A 19,293-nucleotide genomic window follows, 5' to 3' on the forward strand; every position below is an offset into this window, starting at 1 on the left:
GGAGATGTAAGTCAGGCGGGCTCGTGATTTTGGGCTTCACGGGCCAGGGCCGTCAACCTGGAAACAGCCCGGAAGTACTTCTTCGTGTAGCCACCGGTCATCATCTCTTCTGTGAACAGTTTGTCAAAGGCGACACCGCTGGCCAGGATGGGCACGTCCTTGTCGTACAGCCGGTCGGCCAACACCACAAAGCGAAGGGCCACAGCCTGTTCGGTGATGGTTTCGACGTCGCTCCATACCACTGCTTCCACACCCGAAATGAGCTGCCGGTAACGGCTGGGGTGGACCGCTGCCAGGTGGTTGACGAGTGTGCGGAAATCATCCACAGCCACCGTCTTCCCGTCGAACTCGGCCTTCATGCGGTGTTTGAGTTCTTCTGTCTTGAGCGGCGCAGGAGCAGCCGGTAGGCCTCGGTGGCGGAAGTCCTCGCCGTCGATCCTGACGACGTCGAACTGGTCTGCGAGGACCTGGATTTCGCGCTGGAAGTCAACGGCGGCAAAGCGCCCTTCGCCCAGCGAACCGGGCAGGGTGTTGGACGTGGCGGCGAGCTTGACGCCGGCATCGGCCAGCTCACGCATGAGGCGGGACATCAGCACGGTGTCGCCGGGATCGTCGAGTTCGAATTCGTCGATGCAAACCAGCTTGTAGTTGCTGAGGGCTTCAACGGTCTTGCGGAATGAGAGCGCCCCCACGAGGTTGGTGTATTCCACGAAGGTACCGAAGGCTTTGGGACCCGGCGACCTGTGCCATAGAGACGCCAAAAGGTGGGTCTTGCCGACGCCGAAGCCACCGTCCAGGTAAATTCCGGCCCTGGTAGCAGGCGCCTTTTTGGCGAACAGCTTCTTGAAGAGCCCCCCGCCGTCCTCCGAACCCACACCATCGGCGAAAGCGGACAGGAGCTTCACCGCATTGGCTTGGCTCGGCTGGGCGGGGTCGGGCCGGTAGCTGTCGAACGAGACCTCTCCGAATCGCGGCGAGGGGTAGAAACCCTTGAGGAGTTCCTCCACGGAGACTGCCGGTGTGCGGGCAGCCAGTTGTTCGATCTGTACCACGGTGGTCCGTTCCTTCGGTATTAGGTCCCCAGCAAGAATACCGGCATCGGGGGGCCCGAAAGGGACACGTGACCAAGCCCATGTTTCACCGTATGACCGTCGGGAAGCATTCCCGGCAACCCGTGGTTAGTGTTGGAGCACGCCGGGCTGGCACCTGCACCACCTTCCACGGCCTGGCCCCCGTCCGTTGTCAGTGAAAGGTCATCACCATGTCCTACCCCGTTGAACAGAACGAAAAGTTTGCCTCGTACGCGAACCCCGAACGCCTTGTTTCCACAGAGTGGCTCGCATCAGCCATTGCCGACGGCGCGATTGCCGACGGCAAGCTGGTGGTCGTTGAGTCCGATGAAGACGTCCTCCTCTACGAAACCGGCCATATTCCGGGAGCCGCGAAGATCGACTGGCACACCGATTTGAATGACGAAGTCACCCGGGACTACGTCGAGGGTGCCGCGTTCGCTGCCCTCGCGGCGTCCAAGGGAATCTCCCGTGACAGCACCGTTGTCATTTACGGCGACAAGTCCAACTGGTGGGCCGCCTACGCCCTCTGGGTGTTCACTCTCTTCGGCCACCAGGACGTCCGTCTTCTGGACGGCGGCCGGGACAAGTGGATCGCCGAAGGCCGCGAGCTGACCACCGAAGCTTCACAGCCCACCGTCGGCGAATACCCGGAGGTAGAGCGCAATGACGCTCCCATCCGCGCGTTCAAGGAAGATGTCCTGGCACACCTGGGCAACCCCCTGATCGATGTCCGCTCCCCCGAGGAATACACCGGCCAGCGCACGCACATGCCGGCCTACCCCGAGGAAGGCGCTCTCCGCGGCGGCCACATCCCCACGGCCGCATCGATTCCGTGGGCCCGCGCAGCTGCGGAAGACGGCACCTACCGCAGCCGTGAAGAACTCGAAGCCCTGTACCTCGGCGAGGCCGGACTCAAGGCGGGCGACGACGTGGTGGCATACTGCCGCATCGGCGAACGTTCAAGCCACACGTGGTTCGCGCTGAAGTACCTGCTGGGCTTCGATACCGTACGCAACTACGACGGCTCCTGGACAGAGTGGGGCAACGCGGTTCGGGTTCCCATCGTCAAGGGCGCCGACCGGGGTGCCGTCCCAGCCGCCTTCGCGAGCAACTAGCAAAGAGTGGGGACCCGTAGTGTTGCGGCACACAAAGTGCATTCGTCACCATAGTGCGTAAGCTGGAAGGGATGAGTACGTACACATTGCCCGCCGCGCTGGCGGAAATCGTCGATGACTTCCAGGCACTGACGGAGCCTGACCGCCTGCAACTCCTGCTTGAGTTCTCCAGGGGCCTGCCGGAGCTTCCGGAACGCTTGAAGGATCACCCCGAACTGCTGGAGCAGGTTGTGGAGTGCCAGTCGCCGTTGTTCCTCACCATCGAGTCTGAGAAGAATCCAGACGGTGCCCGCAAGTACCGGCTCTTCTTCAAGGCTCCGCAGGAGGCGCCGACCACCCGCGGCTTCGCCGGTGTCCTGCACGAAGGCCTGGACGGACTGACAGCCGAAGAAATCCTGGCTGTTCCGGACGACATGCCCGAACTGCTGGGCCTTACCCGGGCCATCACTCCCCTGCGCATGCGGGGAATGACCGCCATGCTCGGCCGTATCAAGCGCAAGGTTGCGGCTGCGAGCCGGCTGGAACACTGAGCCGGCTGGAACACTGAAAGGCACGCCCACTCGGTATGGCCAAGAAGATGGCTTCACAGGGAACGCCGGCCACTGCAGCGCTTGCTGCGGCCGGCGTTCCCTTTGTCCTGCACCCCTATGCCCATGATCCGGCGGCTGCCAGTTACGGCCTCGAAGCCGCCGAAGTCCTGGGCGTCGAGCCCGCCCGCGTATTCAAGACGCTGATGGTGGAAGTTGAAGGCAAGCTGGCGGTGGCCATTGTCCCGGTGTCCGGCAATCTCGACCTGAAGTCCGTGGCTGCCGCCCTTGGGGCTAAGAAAGCAGCCATGGCAGATCCCAAGGCCGCTGAACGTCGCACTGGATATGTGCTTGGCGGTATATCACCGCTGGGTCAGCGCCAGCCCTCCCCAACGGTCCTGGACGAGTCAGCGCTGGCCTTTGGCGCCATCCTGGTATCCGGCGGACGCAGGGGGCTGGACATCGAACTTGCTCCGACGGACCTCATCCAGCTGACCAAGGCTGCCGTTGCACCCATCGGAACCTCTCCAACGGTCAGAGGCTGAAACCAGGCGCCGACCCTATCCGGCGGGTGCTGACACACCTGCCTGGCCTCCAACGCCGCCCTGTCCCGGATTGTTCCTCGGAGCCAATTGGCGTTGCAGCCAGGCATGAACCACGCGCTCCCACCGTTCCGGGTCGACGTTCCATTCCTTGGTGTGCCGCGCGCCGTTGAACGGCTCAAAGGTGACCATTTCCGGGTTCTTTTCAGCGAGGCTTGCGGATGGCTCGAAGGGAACGTAGTCGTCGTCAACGCTGTGGATCAAGAGCGTAGGAGTGCGCAGCTCAATGGCGCGGGCTTCCCAGTCCATGGCCTTCAAGTCAACGGGAGCGGCCAGGCCGGTGAGCCTGCGCCCCAGCGGGTGTCCCAGCATCAGCTGTCCATAGCGCCCCACGGTGTAGGGAATCCTGTTCATTTCGGCGTGGTGCGCCATGACATTGACCCAGTTGATAACAGGGGCGTCCAGCACCAGGGCGCGGATCAGGTGCCGGTACTTGGAGAGATCAGCCGTCTGCAGGCTGATGGCCCCGCCCATGGACCATCCAAAAAGGACGATCTCCCGCGCCCCGTTCTTCAAGGCGTAGTCGATCGCAGCCTCAACATCGCGCCATTCAGTGGATCCCAGGCCATAGCGGCCGTCGAGTGCCGACGGAGCCAATCCGTCGTTACGGTAGGAGATCAGCAGGCTGTCCAATCCCAGGTCGTGCGCAGTACGCACTGCCCTGAGCCCTTCGAGCCGGGTGGCGCCGCGGCCGTGCACCATGATTGCCCACACAGGGGCTGGAGCCGAAGCATCAGCACGGACCAGCCACGCCGGCGCCTTTCCGCCGTCGACCTCTATGTCCACGTCTTCAGCCGCAAGGCCGATCGCGGCCGGGTCCGGGTAGGTAGCACCGCTCCACCAGCCACGGCGGGCCTCCTGCAGGTTGCCGCTGTAGACTTCCTCGACCTCGCGAAGGACCGTCTGTTCCGCAGGAGAATACGACACGATCCGGCCAATCCTGGCGTGGCCCTGGCCGCCTGAGAAAAAGAGGCTGAACACGCCGTCGATGGTCGTGTCAGGGGTGGCGGCGAGGATGACCTGCAGCCCCTTGTCACTACGGATGACGGCCAGGACTTCCTGGTCCTCGTGACGGGCGGCCGGGGTGATGACGCGGCGGGCAAAGTAGACGGCGAGCGCCGAGGACCCGGCCCCCACCAGTCCGGCGAGGGTGCCACCAGCGATGAAGCCGGCAATGGCCCATTTGGTGCGGAGGGACAGTTTGTTCTCTGCAGCGTCGCTCGCTGACCGGTTAGTCGATGCCATGGTTCCATTGTTGCCGTTCCTGACGCCGCCCGGTGCACGTGTGGACCGCGCGGCGCAACGGCCCGCGGAATCGGGACCAAAAAGCCTGCGGACTCCGGTTGCCCGGGACTACGCTGTAGCCATGAGTGATCCCATAGTCATCCTGACTGAAGAGCCCCTTGGCCCCGACGACCGCGTTAACATCGCCAAACTTGTGGATGGCGGAGACGCACCCCTTGTTGTCCTGGTGCCTTCCAATACCGAGCGACATCTCTTAGTGGACTTCCTGGAGAATCTTTCCTTGCTTGATATTGCCAAGGCTTTCCGCGAACTCACTGCGCAGTCGCCGGACCCCGAGGCGGAGCGTGCAGAAGCTTCCGAGACTTTGACGGCTTCGCTGGCGGCTTTGGCCGGTTTGGGTGGCGGCGTCACGGGAGAGGTGGTCGACGGCGGTGCCGTGGCCGGCTTGGTAGCGAAGGTGCGCGCGCTCGATGCTGCCCAGGCTGTCGTGGTGACGCGTCCCCATGCCATCGCCGATACTTTCCATACGGACTGGGCCAATAAGGCGCAGGATCAGCTGGGGCTTCCAGTCCTGCACCTGTACGCAGGTTCGGGATTTATCGGCGACTCGTGAGCGTTGCATAAGGCATGAACACTCCTGAGAACACCAGCAAGACAACTTCTGCGCCTGTGGAGAAGAGCGATGCCCAGTGGCGTGAGGAGTTGAGCCCCGAGGAATACCGGGTCCTGCGGCAGGCGGGCACGGAACGGCCATACACCGGCGAGTACTGGGACACCCACACTGAAGGCGTGTATCAGTGCCGCGCTTGTGGCAGCCAGTTGTTCACCAGCAGGGAGAAATTTGATTCCCATTGTGGCTGGCCGTCCTTCTGGGCACCGCTGGCAGAAGGCACCGTTCGGTACATCCATGACCGCACGATGGGAATGGATCGCGTGGAAGTCCGCTGCGCCAATTGCGATTCCCACTTGGGGCATGTATTCGATGGCGAGGGCTACGGCACTCCTACGGACCAGCGATTCTGCATCAACTCCGTCTCGCTCCGTTTGGTGCACCCGGAAGAGAAGTAGGCGGGACCCGGGCGTACCGCTGTTTGGCTGGTCCGCCCGGGCCGCATTTCCGGCGTCGCGTACCTTCACTGTCCCGGCACTGGATCTCAAAGGCGTCCCAATGGCTCAATGACTAAGAGTCTCTTATGCTAAGCCCGTTTTTGAATTAGCGATACTTTCCACTTGCTACGCTCGGCCCAGCAGCAATCACTACTTTGGAAAGGGTCGAGCTCCATGACAACCACCGCCACCTCCAGCCTCCCGCGTGTCACTGCTGACAACGCCGAGTGGGCTTCGCTTAAGGCTGCGGCCACGGCTCTGCAAGCACACCAGGAGCAAGACGGTTCCGTCGCCGATCCGAGCGCCCATGGCGAAGCAGCGAACCTCGTTGGAACAATCACGGATGCCATCACCGCGTTGGCCCCGCTCTTCCCCCACGACGCCCGGTACCTGGAGCTCTTGGTGGAAGACTTTGGCCGCTGGGCACAGGGGGGCTTCGGGGTGCCGGACTTCCTGGACTCACTGCAGGCATTCCAGCCCCAGGAACAGCGCATTGACGGCCTCCAGCACCTGGTGGTCTTCCCGATGTACACGCAGAATGGCAGCACCAACAGGCTCGTTGAAGCCGTGCTCATCGAAGTAATCTGGCCGGAATTCATCGGCGGACTGGAAGCCGGCGAGTACTCCAACAAGCTTTTCGTCCCCATCCGCTTTGTCGATTTCACGCCCGGATACGACACCAACTCTGCGGTGCTGTTCCCGGAGACCGTCGCAGTCCGCGAGACTCCCACCTTCACGTGGGGAGCCATCTTCGCCGACCGCGAGGCCGCCCGCTTCCGGCGTGTCCTCAAGGCGGCCGCCGAAACCACATCCCTCGAGCTCCCCGAGGACGCAGCTCAGCTGATCGATGACCAGGAGCTTACCCAGCGCACGTTTGTCATGTGGGACCTCATCCACGACCGCACACACATGCGGGGCGATCTTCCCTTCGATCCGTTCATGATCAAGCAGCGCATGCCATTCTTCCTGTACTCGCTGGAGGAACTGCGCTGTGACCTGACGGCCTTCCGTGAGTCCGTACGCATTGAAAAGGACGAAGAAGCGGATCCCGATGCCCGGAAGCACGCGAAGCTCGTCCAGTATGCGGTGATCTTCGACCGGATTTTCCGTTTCGCCATCACCGGCAGCCGGGTCCGCAACTACGACGGCCTGGGCGGCCAACTCCTGTTTGCGTGGATGCACCAGCACCATGTGCTCCACTGGACGGACAGCAAGCTCTCCATTGACTGGGATCAAGCCGCCTCGGTTGTGGTGGAACTCGGCGCCAAAATCGACGAGCTCTACTGGCGCTCCATCGACCGCCCCAAGGCCGCCCACTGGCTGGCCGCCTACGAGCTTATTTCAAGCACGGTAACTCCTCACCCGGCATCGGTCTGGGCCAAGGGTCCGGATGCCCTGCCACTTGACGGCCCACCCCGCGGACTCACCGACCAGGTCCTCGACGACGAATTCCCGCTGTCCATGTTCTACGAAGCTTTGGAGAAGAAGATGCGCCCTGTCATCGAGTCCACCACCGGCATCACCGGCGCGACAGCAGCCTGATGAGCACACTGACCATCATTGTGACCGGCGGTAGCAGCGCGTCCGGCATCGCTGCGGCGCGCGCATTGGGGGCGGCCGGTCACAAGGTGTTTACCGTGGGTTCGGACGAGGTTCGAATCAACGCGGCGGCGATGGAAGCCGGAAACGGAGTCACGCCACTGGTGTGCGATCTCGCTGACCTTGGGTCCGTGCGTGAACTGGCTGACGAGCTCCGCAGCCGAGGCTTTCAAGGCATCGACGGCGTCGTCCATCTGGTAGGTGGGTGGCGCGGCGCCAAAGGCATCGAGGACCAGTCGGATGGAGACTGGGATTCCATGGAACGGAGTGCGGTCACTACCCTGCGCAACGTCTCCCGGGTTTTTTACAGCCAGCTTGAAGCATCTCCCTACGGCCGGCTGGCCATGGTGTCCTCAACCACCGCATCTGCTCCTACGGCCGCGGCCGCCAGCTATGCGGCAGCAAAGGCCGCTGCTGAAGCGTGGACGCTGGCGGTGGCCGACGGTTTCCGGCGGAGCCAGTCGGCCGGCACGATCGCTCCCAGCGGGCAGCACAGCGCCGCAGTAATTTTCGTGGTCAAAGCCCTCGTGGATTCAGCAATGCGGGAAGCCCACCCCGAAAGGCGATTCCCCGGTTACACCGATGTCGAAGAACTGGCGGCTGCCGCCGTCGGGCTGTTCGAAGAACCGGCCGAACATTTGAACGGCCAGCGCATCCTGCTGGCCAAATAGACTTGAAAGCGTGAATGAACAAGTGACGAGCACAGCAGAGGCAATCCAAAGCGCCGGATCAGGCCAACTCCATGACCCTTCGATTCGTGGGTTTGCCTCGGACAACTACTCCGGCGTGCACCCGGAGATCCTTTCAGCACTGGCCTCGGCCAATGGTGGCCACCAGGTGTCCTACGGTGAGGACGTTTATACGGCACGCCTCCAGGAAGTCATGGAGCAGCAGTTCGGCCCTGGCATTGAGTGCTTCCCGGTCTTCAATGGAACGGGCGCCAACGTCCTGTCCCTGCAGTCCCTCCTGCCGCGCTGGGGAGCCGTGATCTGCGCATCCACCGCGCACATCAACATGGACGAGAACGGGGCCCCTGAGCGCATCGGCGGGATCAAGCTCCTCCAGGTACCTACCGAGGACGGCAAGCTGACTCCTGGGCTGATCGACCGGGAAGCCTGGGGATGGGGCGATGAACACCGCGCCCAGCCCCTGGCAGTCTCCATAACCCAGACCACCGAACTGGGCACGTGCTACACGCCCGAAGAGGTCCGTGCCATTGCCGACCATGCCCACGCCAAGGGCATGAAGTTGCACATGGATGGCGCCCGGCTTGCGAACGCTGCCGCCCATCTGGGTGTCCCCCTCCGCACGTTCACCCGCGACGCCGGCGTGGACATCCTCTCCTTTGGCGGCACCAAGAACGGGCTGATCTTCGGCGAAGTGGTGGTCGCCCTGAACCCTGAAGCCGCCGATGGACTGAAGTTCCTGCGCAAGATGAACATGCAGCTCGCCTCAAAAATGCGCTTCATTTCGGCCCAGTTCATCGCGTTGTTGGAGGACGGACTGTGGTTGCGGTCAGCCGCCCATGCCAATGCCATGGCAACCCGCCTCCGCACCTCCGTTGAAGCCATCGACGGAGTTGAGCCCACACAGGCAACGCAGTCCAATGGCGTCTTTGCCATCCTGCCGGCGGGCGTTGCCGACCGCCTGCGCCAGAGCTTCGCCTTCTACGATTGGGACGCGGCCCGGGGAGAGGTCCGGTGGATGTGCTCCTTCGACACCACAGAGGAAGACATCGACGCCTTTGTCGCCGGGATTAAGCAGGAGCTCGGATCTGCATAACCCCATGCAATCCGGGGCGGCGAGCCTGCACGGAATCGCCGGCCCGGACGCATAACCTGCGAGGGTGAACGCCCTCGCACAGGTTCCCTCGGACTTTCTCGTCGCCTTGGGAACGCTACGTAAAGCTCAATGCCGCAGTGAGCTGCGGCTCGACGAGATCCCTGCGCCTGCAAGACTCGCCCCGTACGCAGTGGCTTTGGGCGCTGAAGTTTTCAGTCCCACGGCAGCCACCCGCCAGGTTCCCGTGCATGGACCGGCCGCCAAGGCATTCGCAGCGAGCCAGGCCAACACACCGGCAAGCGAAGAAGACGACGAACTGGCCACCGGCCGCTTTATCCTCCTTTATGATCCCGACGGATCGGCCGTGTGGGAGGGTGAGTTCCGGATTGTCACCTATATCCGGGCACAGATGGACGCCGAGATGGGCAACGACAGCATGCTGGGCTCTGTTGCCTGGACGTGGCTGGTGGACGCCCTGGAGAGCCACGCAGCCCCCTACCGCGCTGCTGGTGGCACGGCAACGAGAATCCTCTCGGAGAGCTTCGGCACCTTGGCCGAACGCCCGGACACCATAGATATTGAGCTCCGTGCTTCCTGGACTCCTGCCACTGCGGACGTCCAGGCCCACCTGGAGGCCTGGTCCGACATGGTGTGTACGTTTGCTGGACTGCCGCCGCTTCCGCCGGGCGTCACGGGACTTCCCAACAGGAGGCTGAATTGACCGTCCCCAGCATGTCGTCAACCGCGTCCAAACTGCCGCCAGCAACCTGCCTTGGCGTGAATCGGTAAGCTTAAGCCACCATGACCCCTGAAAATCTGGATAAAACCACAGCCGGCGATCCGGTTGCTGATCCCACCACCCACATCAAGGTAGACGGCTTCGACAGCCACGTCCCTGAAGTCATCGACCTCGACACTCCCCGCGAAGGCGTGCCACTTGTCATCGATAGCCCCGCCGGACTTGAGCGGTGTGCAGCTGCCATAGCGGCAGGAACAGGACCGGCCGGAGTGGACGCAGAGCGCGCTTCGGGTTTCCGCTACGGCCAGCGCGCCTTCCTGGTGCAGATCCGCCGCGAGGGTGCCGGTACTTGGCTGATCGATCCCGAACCGTTCGATAACCTGGACATCGTCAACGACGCCCTGCGCGGCGTCGAATGGATCCTGCACGCGGCCACGCAGGACCTGCCTTGCCTGTCCGAGCTGGGCATGTGGCCGGACAAACTGTTCGACACTGAACTTGCCGCACGCCTCGCCGGACTCCCCCGGGTCGGCTTAGCGGCCGTCATCGAACAACTCCTCGGTTTCGGGCTGGCCAAAGAACACTCCGCGGCAGACTGGTCCACCCGCCCACTGCCCGAACCGTGGCTCCGTTACGCGGCCCTCGACGTCGAGGTACTGGCGGAATTACGCGAAGAACTCATCGAATTGCTCGAAGCGGACGGCAAGCTGGAGTACGCCGAACAGGAATTCGCCGGGATCCTCGCCGCAGGAATTTCCCCGCCCCGCGTCGATCCGTGGCGGAAGACATCAGGTCTGCACCAGATCCGTGACCGGCGCCAATTGGCCGCTGTCCGCGAACTGTGGCATGAACGCGATCAACTGGCACGCAAACGGGACATCGCACCCGGCAGGCTCATTCCCGACTCCGCCCTCGTCGCCGCTGCCAAAGCGATGCCCACCACGGTCCCCCAACTTCTGGCGACCAAGGGATTCCACGGCCGCTCAGCCCAACGTGAGGCCCCGCGCTGGCTGCGTTGCATTACCAACGCGCGCACGTTGACCGACTTGCCACCCCTGCACTTGCCCACCAACGCTCCGCCGCCGCCACGGGTCTGGGTGGACCGGGATCCGGAGGCCGCGGCACGTTTGGCAACGGCACGGCCTTCACTGCAGGCAAAGGCCGACGAACTCAACCTGCCCGTGGAGAACCTTTTGACCCCGGACTACCTGCGACGCGTTACGTGGCGGCCACCGGCTGACATTTCGCTGGAATCCGTCTCTGCTGAATTGCGTGCCCTCGGTGCGCGCGAGTGGCAGATCTCCTTCGCTGCACCCATCCTCACGGAAGCATGCTTGAACCCGAAGCCACTTCCGTCCAAAGAGGCCAAGGCGAAGGACAGCCAACAGGCAAAGGAACCACGGCAGCCCAAGGAAGCCGGCTGATCACGTATCGCCTCCAGGCCCGTCACCCGAACCACGGTTCGCGGTGGCGGGCCTTTCGCGTCCCCAAGGCAGGGCCCGCCGGGACAGCGTGCACCTTGCATGCTAAGTTACCCGCGAGTAACATTGCATCAATGCCAACCGGAGTACCCGCGATGCGGGCTCCGGCACCATGTCTCAACGAGGAGTTATTACATGAGTCCATCACGCAGTGCTCAGAGGAACGTTCGCGATGTCGTCTTCGTGGACGGTGTACGCACACCCTTCGGTAAGGCTGGGGAAAAGGGCATCTATGCGGGCACCAGGGCCGATGACCTCGTTGTGAAGTGCATCCGCGAACTAATGCGGCGGAACCCGTCACTGCCTGGGGACCGCGTCGACGAGGTGGCTATCGCCGCCACCACCCAGACCGGCGATCAAGGCCTCACCATCGGCCGGACGGCCGCATTGCTTGCCGGTCTCCCGCGCACGGTTCCCGGCTTCGCGATCGACCGTATGTGCGCAGGCGCCATGACGGCAGTGACGACGACGGCGAGCGGCATTGGCTTCGGCGCTTACGATGTGGTCATTGCAGGCGGTGTGGAACACATGGGCAACCACCCGATGGGCGCTGGGGCAGACCCGAACCCGCGTTTCATGTCAGAGCGCCTCGTGGACCCGGCCGCGTTGAACATGGGCAACACGGCCGAGAACCTGCACGACCGTTTCCCTGCGATCACCAAGGACCGCACGGACGCCTACGCCGCCGCTTCCCAGGCCAAACTCGCGGCCGCCTACACAAACCAGCAAATCCAACATGATCTGGTTCCCGTGGCCACCATGAAGCCCGGCCAAGGCTGGGCCCTCCACACAACGGACGAGCCTCCACGTCCTGGAACCACCGTGGCCGACCTTGCCGAACTGCGCACACCTTTCCGGGCCCACGGCCGGGTCACCGCAGGCAACGCCGCAGGCCTCAACGATGGAGCCACCGCGGCCGTCCTGGCTTCGGCTGAAGCCGCCGAAGAGCTGGGCCTGTCGGTCAAAATGCGCCTCGTCTCCTATGCCTTCGCAGGTGTCGAGCCGGAGGTCATGGGCATCGGCCCCGTTCCGGCAACCGAGAAGGCCCTCAAGAATGCCGGACTGGGAATTGAGGACATCGGGCTCTTCGAGATCAACGAAGCCTTTGCGGTCCAGGTCCTGAGCTTCCTGGACCACTTCGGAATCGCCGACGACGACCCCCGGGTCAACCGCTACGGCGGGGCGATCGCCGTCGGACATCCGCTCGCTTCCTCCGGTGTTCGCCTGATGAATCAACTCGCACGACAATTCGAGGAAGATCCCGCGGTGCGCTACGGCATTACCACCATGTGCATCGGCTTGGGCATGGGTGCCACTGTGATCTGGGAGAACCCGCACCACGTCGACTACGCATCGTCCACCGCTGATACCGCCACCACCGAAGGAGCCGCAGCATGAGCGCCGCCGAATTCCAGAAGCTCGCCGCCCTCTTCCCCGACGAAGTCGTTACTCATTCCTATGTCCAGGACATCCAGCTTCCCGGGGCAGGCACTTTCGCATTGATCACGCTGGACAACGGGCTGGACCACTCCAAACCCACTACCCTTGGCCCCAACACGCTGGTTGAACTGGGCAGTGTCCTGGAGGGCCTCAAGGAGCGCGCGTCACGCGGGGAAATCGCGGGCGTCGGTGTCACTGGCAAGCCGTACTTCCTGGTGGCAGGCGCCGACCTTTCAGCCGTGAAAACGCTCAAGGAACGTGAGCACGGCCTGTGGATGGCGCAGCTTGGCCACGCCGTTTACAGCACACTGGCAGATCTGGGAGTTCCCAGCTTCGCCTTTATCAACGGCCTTGCCCTGGGCGGCGGCCTTGAGATCGCCTTGCAGTCCACCTACCGGACCGTATCCACAGGCGCCGGTGCGCTGGCGCTGCCTGAGGCTTTCATCGGTCTGGTACCGGGATGGGGCGGCGTCTACATCCTGCCGCGTCTGATTGGTCCCGAAAATGCGGTGAAGGTCATGATCGAGAACCCGCTGAGCAACAACCGGACCCTAACCGGACCACAGGCCTTTGAGCTCGGCATTGCCGACGCCATCTTTGAACCCGCAGACTTCATTGAGCAGTCGCTGGCATGGGCGGCACGCGTCCTCTCCGGCGACGTAACGCCCGAACGGAAGAATGCAGTAGACGCCTCGGACGATGCCGTCGCCGGGCGGTGGGCAGCTGCCGTTTCAGCAGGACGCGGATTGGTTGAGGCGAAGACGTCCAACGCGTCCCCCGCCCCGGCAAAGGTCCTGGATGTCATGGAAGCAAACCGCACCATGACACAGGCGGAATCGGCCGAACTTGAGTGTGAGACCCTCGCGGGCCTCATGCAGACGGACGAGTTCCGTTCCACTGTTTACGCGTTCCTGGACCTCGTCCAGAAGCGCTCCAAGCGACCCGCAGGCGCCCCGGACCGTAAGCTGGCCCGCCCGGTGACCAAGATCGGCGTCGTGGGCGCAGGACTCATGGCGAGCCAGCTCGCATTGCTTTTTGCAAGGCAGCTCAAGGTCCCCGTCGTGATGACTGACATCGACCAAGCCCGGGTGGACAAGGGCGTGGCCTACGTCCATGCCGAGGTGGACAAGATGCTGGCGAAGAAGCGGATCAAGCCCGACGCCGCCAACAGGACAAAGGCGCTCATCACGGGTTCCGTCTCCAAGGAAGCATTTGCCGATGCCGACTTCGTCATCGAGGCCGTCTTCGAAGAGCTCCACATCAAGAAGCAGGTTTTTGCCGAAGTCGAGGCAATCGTCTCCCCCGAGTGCATCCTGGCCACCAACACGTCCTCACTGTCCGTGACGGCCATGGCCGAGGACTTGAAGCACCCCGAACGCCTGGTGGGCTTCCACTTCTTCAACCCGGTGGCTGTGATGCCCCTCCTGGAGATCGTCAGGGCGCCCAAGACCGACGACGCCGTCCTGGCTACCGCTTTCGAACTCGCCAAGGGCCTCAAGAAGACGGCGGTGCTGGTGAAGGATGCCGCAGCCTTCGTCGTGAACCGCATCCTGCTTCGCCTCATGGGCGAGGTTATCGCAGCCTTCGACGAAGGAACACCAGCGGACGTCGCTGACACTGCCCTGCGCCCCATGGGCCTGCCCATGTCGCCTTTCACGCTCAGCGCCATGGTTGGCCTGCCGGTTGCCCAGCATGTCCAGGAATCCCTGCACGCGGCGTTCGGCGACCGGTTCCCCGTATCGCAGAACCTGCAAAAGCTCATCGACAACGGCGTGAAGTCCCTGTGGGTCCCAGGCCAAGACGGAGCACCTGTCATCCCGGCTGAAACCCTGGCCATCCTGTCCTTCGGCAACACCCCGTCCACGGGCGAGGAAGTCCTTCGCCGCACGCAGGATGCCTTGGCGGAGGAAATTGGGCTCATGCTTGAAGAAGGCGTCGTAGCCGGGCCTGAGGACATCGACCTTTGCGTCATCATGGGCGCCGGCTGGCCGATGTTCCTCGGTGGCATCACGCCATACCTTGACCGCGTGGGCGCCTCCGAGCGCGTCAACGGCAAGAGGTTCCTGGTACCGGGAATCGCATCCGCACCAGCCTAAGACACCGGACGCCAGACAGACGAGGGCCGTGACCGGAGCACCCGCTCCAGTCACGGCCCTCTTCCCGTTCGTCTAGAAAAGCGCCACCTTCGGCGCGCGCGGGAAGATCTCGTCCATTTCGTCCCTATCTTCCTGAGTCGGGACCCAGCACACTGCTTCAGCGTTCTCGCGGATCTGCTCCGGTCGGGTGGCACCGGCGATGACGCTGCTGACGCCGGGCTGCGCGGCCAACCAAGAGAAGGCCAGTTGCAGCTCGGTGATGTCCCGCTCCTTGGCGAACTGGCCGAAGCGGCCCAACTGTTCCCAATCGGCGTCGTGCACCAGGTTGGTGCGCGTGTGGCTCAGCCGGGTCCCTTCAGGTGCCTTGCCGGCAGAATACTTGCCCGTGAGCAGTCCGTTGGCGAGCGGAAAATACGGGAGCACACCCAAGGAGAAGGCCCCCGCTGCGGGCAGGACTTCGAGCTCGGCACGGCGGTCCAACAGGTTGTAGTGGTTCTGCGTCGAAATGAAGCGGACACCCCCTGCCTGGCGGCCGACATACTCAGCCTCGGCGATCTGCCAGCCGGCAAAGTTGGAATGCCCGATATAGCGGACCTTGCCGCTGCTCACCAGGTCATCCAAGGCTGCCAGGGTCTCTTCGATGGGCGTCAGCGGGTCCGGGGTGTGGAACTGGTAGAGGTCGATCCACTCAGTATCCAAGCGGCGGAGCGACGCCTCTACGGCTTTAACGATGTAGCGGCGCGAACCCCGGGCATCGAAATCGTTGCCGTTGACGCCGCGCATGTCCATGCCGAACTTGGTGCCGATGACAACGTCATCACGGCGTCCCTTCAAGGCTTTGCCCAGCATGGACTCGCTCAGGCCCGGCTCGCGTCCATAGACATCCGCAACGTCAAAGAACGTTACTCCGGCATCCAGCGCGGCGTGGACGACGGCGTCCGTGCCCTCCTGGGACTCGGTGGGTGTATTGGCGCGCCCTAGATTGTTGCAGCCCAGCCCAACAGCTGAGACGGTCAATCCGGAATGGCCAAGGCGTCGGTATTCAGTCATGAATTCAGCCTAGCCGCCGCTGTAGGAGATTCCCGATTCCTCCATGGCGTCCTCAAGTTGTGCGATGGCCACAGGTCCCATGCCGTGGAGCTTGGAGATTTTCGCCACACCAAACTCCGCCAACTGCTCCAATGTCTCAATTCCCTCGTGCGCCAGGGCACGTCTCGCTGGTGCAGCGAGGCCCTTGGGCAGCGGGGTATGTCCGGGCCAGTTGCTCTTGGACGACATGGGGGTCCCTCCTGGTGCGTTGGGTGGTACTTAGAGAGTAAAGCCCACGCCTTGCTTGGGCGAGTGCTTCACCCGGAAGGCAACGGGCTCGCTGTGGGGTGCCGCGGCAATGGTGAGTTTGGTGAAGTCGAGGTCCTCACCACGAACGCAGATCTTGATCGCATTCACTGCCTTGTTCACGTCCGGGCAGAGGCAAAAAATATTCAGGTGGCCGTTGCCGATTTCCGATCGGTCAACGATGCCAAGCCCACGCCAGGCCAGTTCCCCGGTAAGTGCGGCCTTCGCCTTCCGTTCAAGGTGCCGGTCCCTTTCGGTGCCGTCCTTGGTCTTTAAGGCAATCTGGGCAACCACCCAAAACTGATCGGACTCGGGAATTTCGGCGTAGCCGTCCTCTTCGCATTGCGCCGCAAAAGCCGCCATCAAGCCCTCCACCGAGGAGTCGTCGTCGACGTCTGTTTCGTCGGTCTTGCTCTGGTGGCCAACAACGCCGTGGTTGATCACGAACTGCTGGTCCTCGTCGTCGTACCAGGCTTCCCGGAAGTGAAGAACTCCCTCGTCGTCCCGCTTGTACGTGCGAATTATGCCGCTCATGCCCGTCCTTTCCTGAACCATTCGGCGCTGGTGCTGGCACCAGTGATGTCGAAGGGTGCTTCCATGGCCGCTACAGCCTCAAAGAGGGCCGCGCATTCTGCGCGCATAGCGTCCACTGTGTGGTCCGGATAGCCCATGGCCACCCGGTGTTGCTGAAACTCGTCTTCGTCGTCAACGAATACGCCATGCTTGGTGGAGCGGATCACGTCCAGGTCCATGTCGATCATATGGAACTCCGTGACGCCTGGCTTGATGGGGTGCCAGTCATGGGCTGTGGCGAGGTCAACGTAGATCCGGAAGTCGCCGGGGTAAGTATCGTCATAGAACGTAGCCACGAACTCTCCGGTACGTGGGACCAAGAGTACGGCGTCCGAGGCCGTGTAGAAGGCTGCCCCGGGACGCGAACAGAACTCCCCCGCAGCCTGAAAAATCCACCAGCCATGGATGTCTTCGCCGAGGTACCGGCCGGGAACCACCCAATGGGCTTTGCCATTCCATTTCCTGTTCCTCGACACAACGAGGTCACCGGGCTGCAGCGGGCCCGGACTACGGTGGTCCATCACAACGTGGGCAGGCTTCCGGTGGTGGGGTGCTCCTGGCCCGGGAGGGGCCTCGCAAAGGGGACCTTTGTCCCCAGAACCTGCGCTACTACGTCGTGGGCTATTTTTTGGGCGGTCAGTCCCACACGCTCCAGCACTTGGCTTCGGGATCCGTGCACCAGGAACTCGACCGGCAAACCGACCTCGTTGAGGGCGGTATCCACGCCCGCAGCACGCATTTCCTGCCGGATACGCGATCCGACGCCGCCTGCACGCACACCGTCCTCAATGCAGATGACCAGGCGATGGCGGGCAGCAAGGGCGATGATCGACTTCCGTACAGGGAGGACCCAGCGCGGATCCACCACCGTTGAGCTGATTCCTTGCGCGCCCAGGCGGCCGGCCACATCGAGGGCGAGTTCGGACATGGCGCCAACGCTGACAATGAGGACATCGTTTTCAGTGGAACCCTCAGGTCGCCGCGCGAGGATGTCAACGCCGTCGTGAAGCCGTTCGATGGCTTCAACCTCCGAACCGACGCTGCCCTTGGAGAACCGCACCACTGTGGGGGCGTCATCGACGGCGACGGCCTCCCGCAATTCCTCACGAAGCCTTGTGGCATCGCGGGGAGCTGCCAGATGGAGTCCCGGTACGATCTGGACCATGGCCATGTCCCACATGCCGTGGTGGCTGGGGCCGTCCGGGCCGGTCACGCCTGCCCTGTCCAGGACGATCGTGACGCCGGCCTTGTGCAGCGCCACGTCCATGAGGAGCTGGTCAAAGGCGCGGTTCAGGAAGGTGGCATAAACCGCCACAACGGGGTGCAGGCCGCCAAAGGCCATGCCGGCCGCGGATGTGAGGGCGTGCTGCTCGGCAATACCAACGTCGATGACGCGCTCCGGGTGGCGCTCGGCAAACTTGTGCAAGCCGACTGGGATGAGCATGGCGCCGGTGATGCCAACGATGTCCTGGCGCTCATCGGCAATGTCCGCGATCTCCTCCGCAAACACCGAGGTCCACGATCTGGCACCCGGCATTTCCGTGGACTCACCCGTTTCAGGGTCGATAATTCCCACGGCATGGAATTGGTCTGCCTCGTTGGCCAGGGCCGGGGCGTAACCGTGGCCCTTCTCAGTCATCGCGTGGACGATCACCGGGCCGCCGTAGGCCTTGGCGGTATTCAGTGCATTTTCCATGGCCTGAAGGCTGTGCCCGTCCACCGGACCGATGTACTTCATACCAAGGTCCTCGAACATACCTTGAGGTGCCCACCAGTCCTTGATGCCCTTCTTCATGGCGTGCAGGCTCTTGTAGGTGAACTGCCCGGCGGGACCGCCGTTCTGCAGTTTCTTCTTCCACCAGTCCAGCATGCGCTCATAGGCCGGAGTAGTGCGCAGGGAGTCGATGGTGGGGCGCAGCGAAGCGAGGTAGTCGGCAAATCCGCCGACAGTGGGAGCGTAGGAACGCCCGTTGTCATTGACCACGATGACCACGCGACGACGTTTGTCGGCAGCGATGTTGTTGATTGCTTCCCACGTCATACCGCCGGTCAGGGCGCCATCGCCAACAACGGCAACGACGAAGCGGTCCCCTTCGCCGGTCAGCTGGCGGGCTCGTGAAATGCCGTCCGCCCAGGACAAGGATGACGACGCGTGCGAGCTCTCCACAATGTCATGCTCGGATTCGGCACGGTCCGGATAGCCGGAAAGGCCACCCTGCTGGCGAAGGGTGCTGAAGTCCTGGCGGCCCGTGAGCAGCTTGTGCACATAGGACTGGTGCCCGGTATCGAAGACGATGCTGTCCCGCGGGGACTCGAAGATCCGGTGGACAGCCAGGGTGAGTTCCACGACTCCCAGGTTCGGGCCAAGGTGTCCACCCGTCGCGGCTACGTTGGTGATCAGGAATTCCCTGATCTCTCCGGCCAGTTGTTCCAGCTCCGTGCCGGACAGTTTGGCCAGGTCCTGTGGATCCTTGACGGTTTCCAAAAGTCCCAACGGCCCTCCTTAGGGTGAATGACGTGCTTGTTAACTTTAGCGCGTGCCCGGCGCCCGCGTTTCCGCACGCACGCGATCTGCGGCG

At 63.1% G+C, this 19,293-nt stretch carries 19 protein-coding genes; 12 read left to right on the plus strand and 7 right to left on the minus strand.

Features of this window, described 5'->3' with window-relative positions:
• Positions 1 to 11: 11 nt before the first annotated feature.
• Complete coding sequence (zapE, locus tag GVL04_RS16930) at positions 12 to 1,052, minus strand: cell division protein ZapE (RefSeq protein ID WP_159706692.1); 1,041 nt, start codon at positions 1,050 to 1,052, stop codon at positions 12 to 14.
• A 209-nt stretch (positions 1,053 to 1,261) separates the two neighbouring features.
• Here zapE and GVL04_RS16935 point away from each other — a divergent pair, with 209 nt between their 5' ends.
• The 3 genes from GVL04_RS16935 to ybaK all read left to right on the plus strand — a co-directional run bounded on the left by GVL04_RS16935 (position 1,262) and on the right by ybaK (position 3,260).
• A complete protein-coding gene (locus GVL04_RS16935) occupies positions 1,262 to 2,188 on the plus strand; it encodes a sulfurtransferase (RefSeq protein WP_159706694.1) in 927 nt (308 codons plus the stop codon).
• 71 nt (positions 2,189 to 2,259) lie between these two features.
• Positions 2,260 to 2,718: a SufE family protein gene (locus tag GVL04_RS16940; RefSeq protein ID WP_200846881.1), complete on the plus strand. Its 459-nt coding sequence runs from the start codon at positions 2,260 to 2,262 to the stop codon at positions 2,716 to 2,718.
• Between the two features lie 35 nt (positions 2,719 to 2,753).
• The gene (ybaK, locus tag GVL04_RS16945) at positions 2,754 to 3,260 is read left to right on the plus strand and encodes a Cys-tRNA(Pro) deacylase (protein WP_159706698.1); all 507 of its coding nucleotides are present in this window, start codon (positions 2,754 to 2,756) and stop codon (positions 3,258 to 3,260) included.
• Positions 3,261 to 3,275: 15 nt separating this feature from the next.
• Here the strand turns inward: ybaK and GVL04_RS16950 are convergent, their stop codons facing one another.
• Complete coding sequence (locus GVL04_RS16950) at positions 3,276 to 4,562, minus strand: S9 family peptidase (RefSeq protein ID WP_159706700.1); 1,287 nt, start codon at positions 4,560 to 4,562, stop codon at positions 3,276 to 3,278.
• Between the two features lie 121 nt (positions 4,563 to 4,683).
• Here GVL04_RS16950 and GVL04_RS16955 point away from each other — a divergent pair, with 121 nt between their 5' ends.
• The 9 genes from GVL04_RS16955 (at position 4,684) to GVL04_RS16995 (ending at position 14,806) form a co-directional block, all read left to right on the plus strand.
• On the plus strand, positions 4,684 to 5,175 hold the full coding sequence (locus GVL04_RS16955; RefSeq protein WP_159706702.1) for a hypothetical protein: 492 nt from the start codon (positions 4,684 to 4,686) through the stop codon (positions 5,173 to 5,175).
• Positions 5,176 to 5,189: 14 nt separating this feature from the next.
• Entirely contained in the window at positions 5,190 to 5,630 is a 441-nt protein-coding gene (gene msrB, locus GVL04_RS16960) for a peptide-methionine (R)-S-oxide reductase MsrB (protein ID WP_159706704.1), read from the plus strand.
• A gap of 213 nt (positions 5,631 to 5,843) precedes the next feature.
• Complete coding sequence (locus GVL04_RS16965; protein WP_159706706.1) at positions 5,844 to 7,211, plus strand: DUF6421 family protein; 1,368 nt, start codon at positions 5,844 to 5,846, stop codon at positions 7,209 to 7,211.
• A complete protein-coding gene (locus GVL04_RS16970; protein ID WP_159706708.1) occupies positions 7,211 to 7,939 on the plus strand; it encodes an SDR family NAD(P)-dependent oxidoreductase in 729 nt (242 codons plus the stop codon). The genes GVL04_RS16965 and GVL04_RS16970 overlap by 1 nt, the downstream gene beginning before the upstream one ends.
• 22 nt (positions 7,940 to 7,961) lie before the next feature.
• Entirely contained in the window at positions 7,962 to 9,050 is a 1,089-nt protein-coding gene (locus GVL04_RS16975) for a low specificity L-threonine aldolase (protein ID WP_159706710.1), read from the plus strand.
• 64 nt (positions 9,051 to 9,114) lie between these two features.
• Complete coding sequence (locus tag GVL04_RS16980) at positions 9,115 to 9,771, plus strand: DUF3000 domain-containing protein (protein WP_159706712.1); 657 nt, start codon at positions 9,115 to 9,117, stop codon at positions 9,769 to 9,771.
• 80 nt (positions 9,772 to 9,851) lie between these two features.
• The gene (locus tag GVL04_RS16985) at positions 9,852 to 11,213 is read left to right on the plus strand and encodes an HRDC domain-containing protein (protein ID WP_159706714.1); all 1,362 of its coding nucleotides are present in this window, start codon (positions 9,852 to 9,854) and stop codon (positions 11,211 to 11,213) included.
• Positions 11,214 to 11,405: 192 nt separating this feature from the next.
• Positions 11,406 to 12,668 carry an acetyl-CoA C-acyltransferase gene (locus GVL04_RS16990; RefSeq protein WP_159706716.1) on the plus strand — a complete coding sequence of 421 codons (1,263 nt, stop codon included), beginning with the start codon at positions 11,406 to 11,408 and terminating at the stop codon, positions 12,666 to 12,668.
• A complete protein-coding gene (locus GVL04_RS16995; RefSeq protein ID WP_159706718.1) occupies positions 12,665 to 14,806 on the plus strand; it encodes a 3-hydroxyacyl-CoA dehydrogenase NAD-binding domain-containing protein in 2,142 nt (713 codons plus the stop codon). Before GVL04_RS16990 ends, GVL04_RS16995 begins: the two co-directional genes overlap by 4 nt.
• A gap of 72 nt (positions 14,807 to 14,878) precedes the next feature.
• Here the strand turns inward: GVL04_RS16995 and GVL04_RS17000 are convergent, their stop codons facing one another.
• Genes GVL04_RS17000 through dxs form a run of 5 tightly spaced genes read right to left on the minus strand, consistent with a single transcriptional unit; the run spans position 14,879 to position 19,208 of the window.
• On the minus strand, positions 14,879 to 15,856 hold the full coding sequence (locus GVL04_RS17000) for an aldo/keto reductase (protein WP_159706720.1): 978 nt from the start codon (positions 15,854 to 15,856) through the stop codon (positions 14,879 to 14,881).
• A gap of 9 nt (positions 15,857 to 15,865) precedes the next feature.
• A complete protein-coding gene (locus GVL04_RS17005) occupies positions 15,866 to 16,084 on the minus strand; it encodes a hypothetical protein (RefSeq protein ID WP_159706722.1) in 219 nt (72 codons plus the stop codon).
• Between the two features lie 30 nt (positions 16,085 to 16,114).
• Positions 16,115 to 16,675, minus strand: a complete 561-nt coding sequence (locus tag GVL04_RS17010; protein ID WP_159706724.1) for a hypothetical protein — start codon at positions 16,673 to 16,675, stop codon at positions 16,115 to 16,117.
• Positions 16,672 to 17,238, minus strand: coding sequence for a DUF402 domain-containing protein (locus GVL04_RS17015; protein ID WP_159706726.1), 567 nt, complete (start codon positions 17,236 to 17,238; stop codon positions 16,672 to 16,674). Before GVL04_RS17015 ends, GVL04_RS17010 begins: the two co-directional genes overlap by 4 nt.
• Complete coding sequence (gene dxs, locus GVL04_RS17020) at positions 17,235 to 19,208, minus strand: 1-deoxy-D-xylulose-5-phosphate synthase (protein ID WP_159706728.1); 1,974 nt, start codon at positions 19,206 to 19,208, stop codon at positions 17,235 to 17,237. Before dxs ends, GVL04_RS17015 begins: the two co-directional genes overlap by 4 nt.
• Positions 19,209 to 19,293 lie beyond the last annotated feature (85 nt).

It is taken from the genome of Arthrobacter sp. 18067 (assembly GCF_902706295.1).
Lineage (GTDB): Bacteria > Actinomycetota > Actinomycetes > Actinomycetales > Micrococcaceae > Arthrobacter.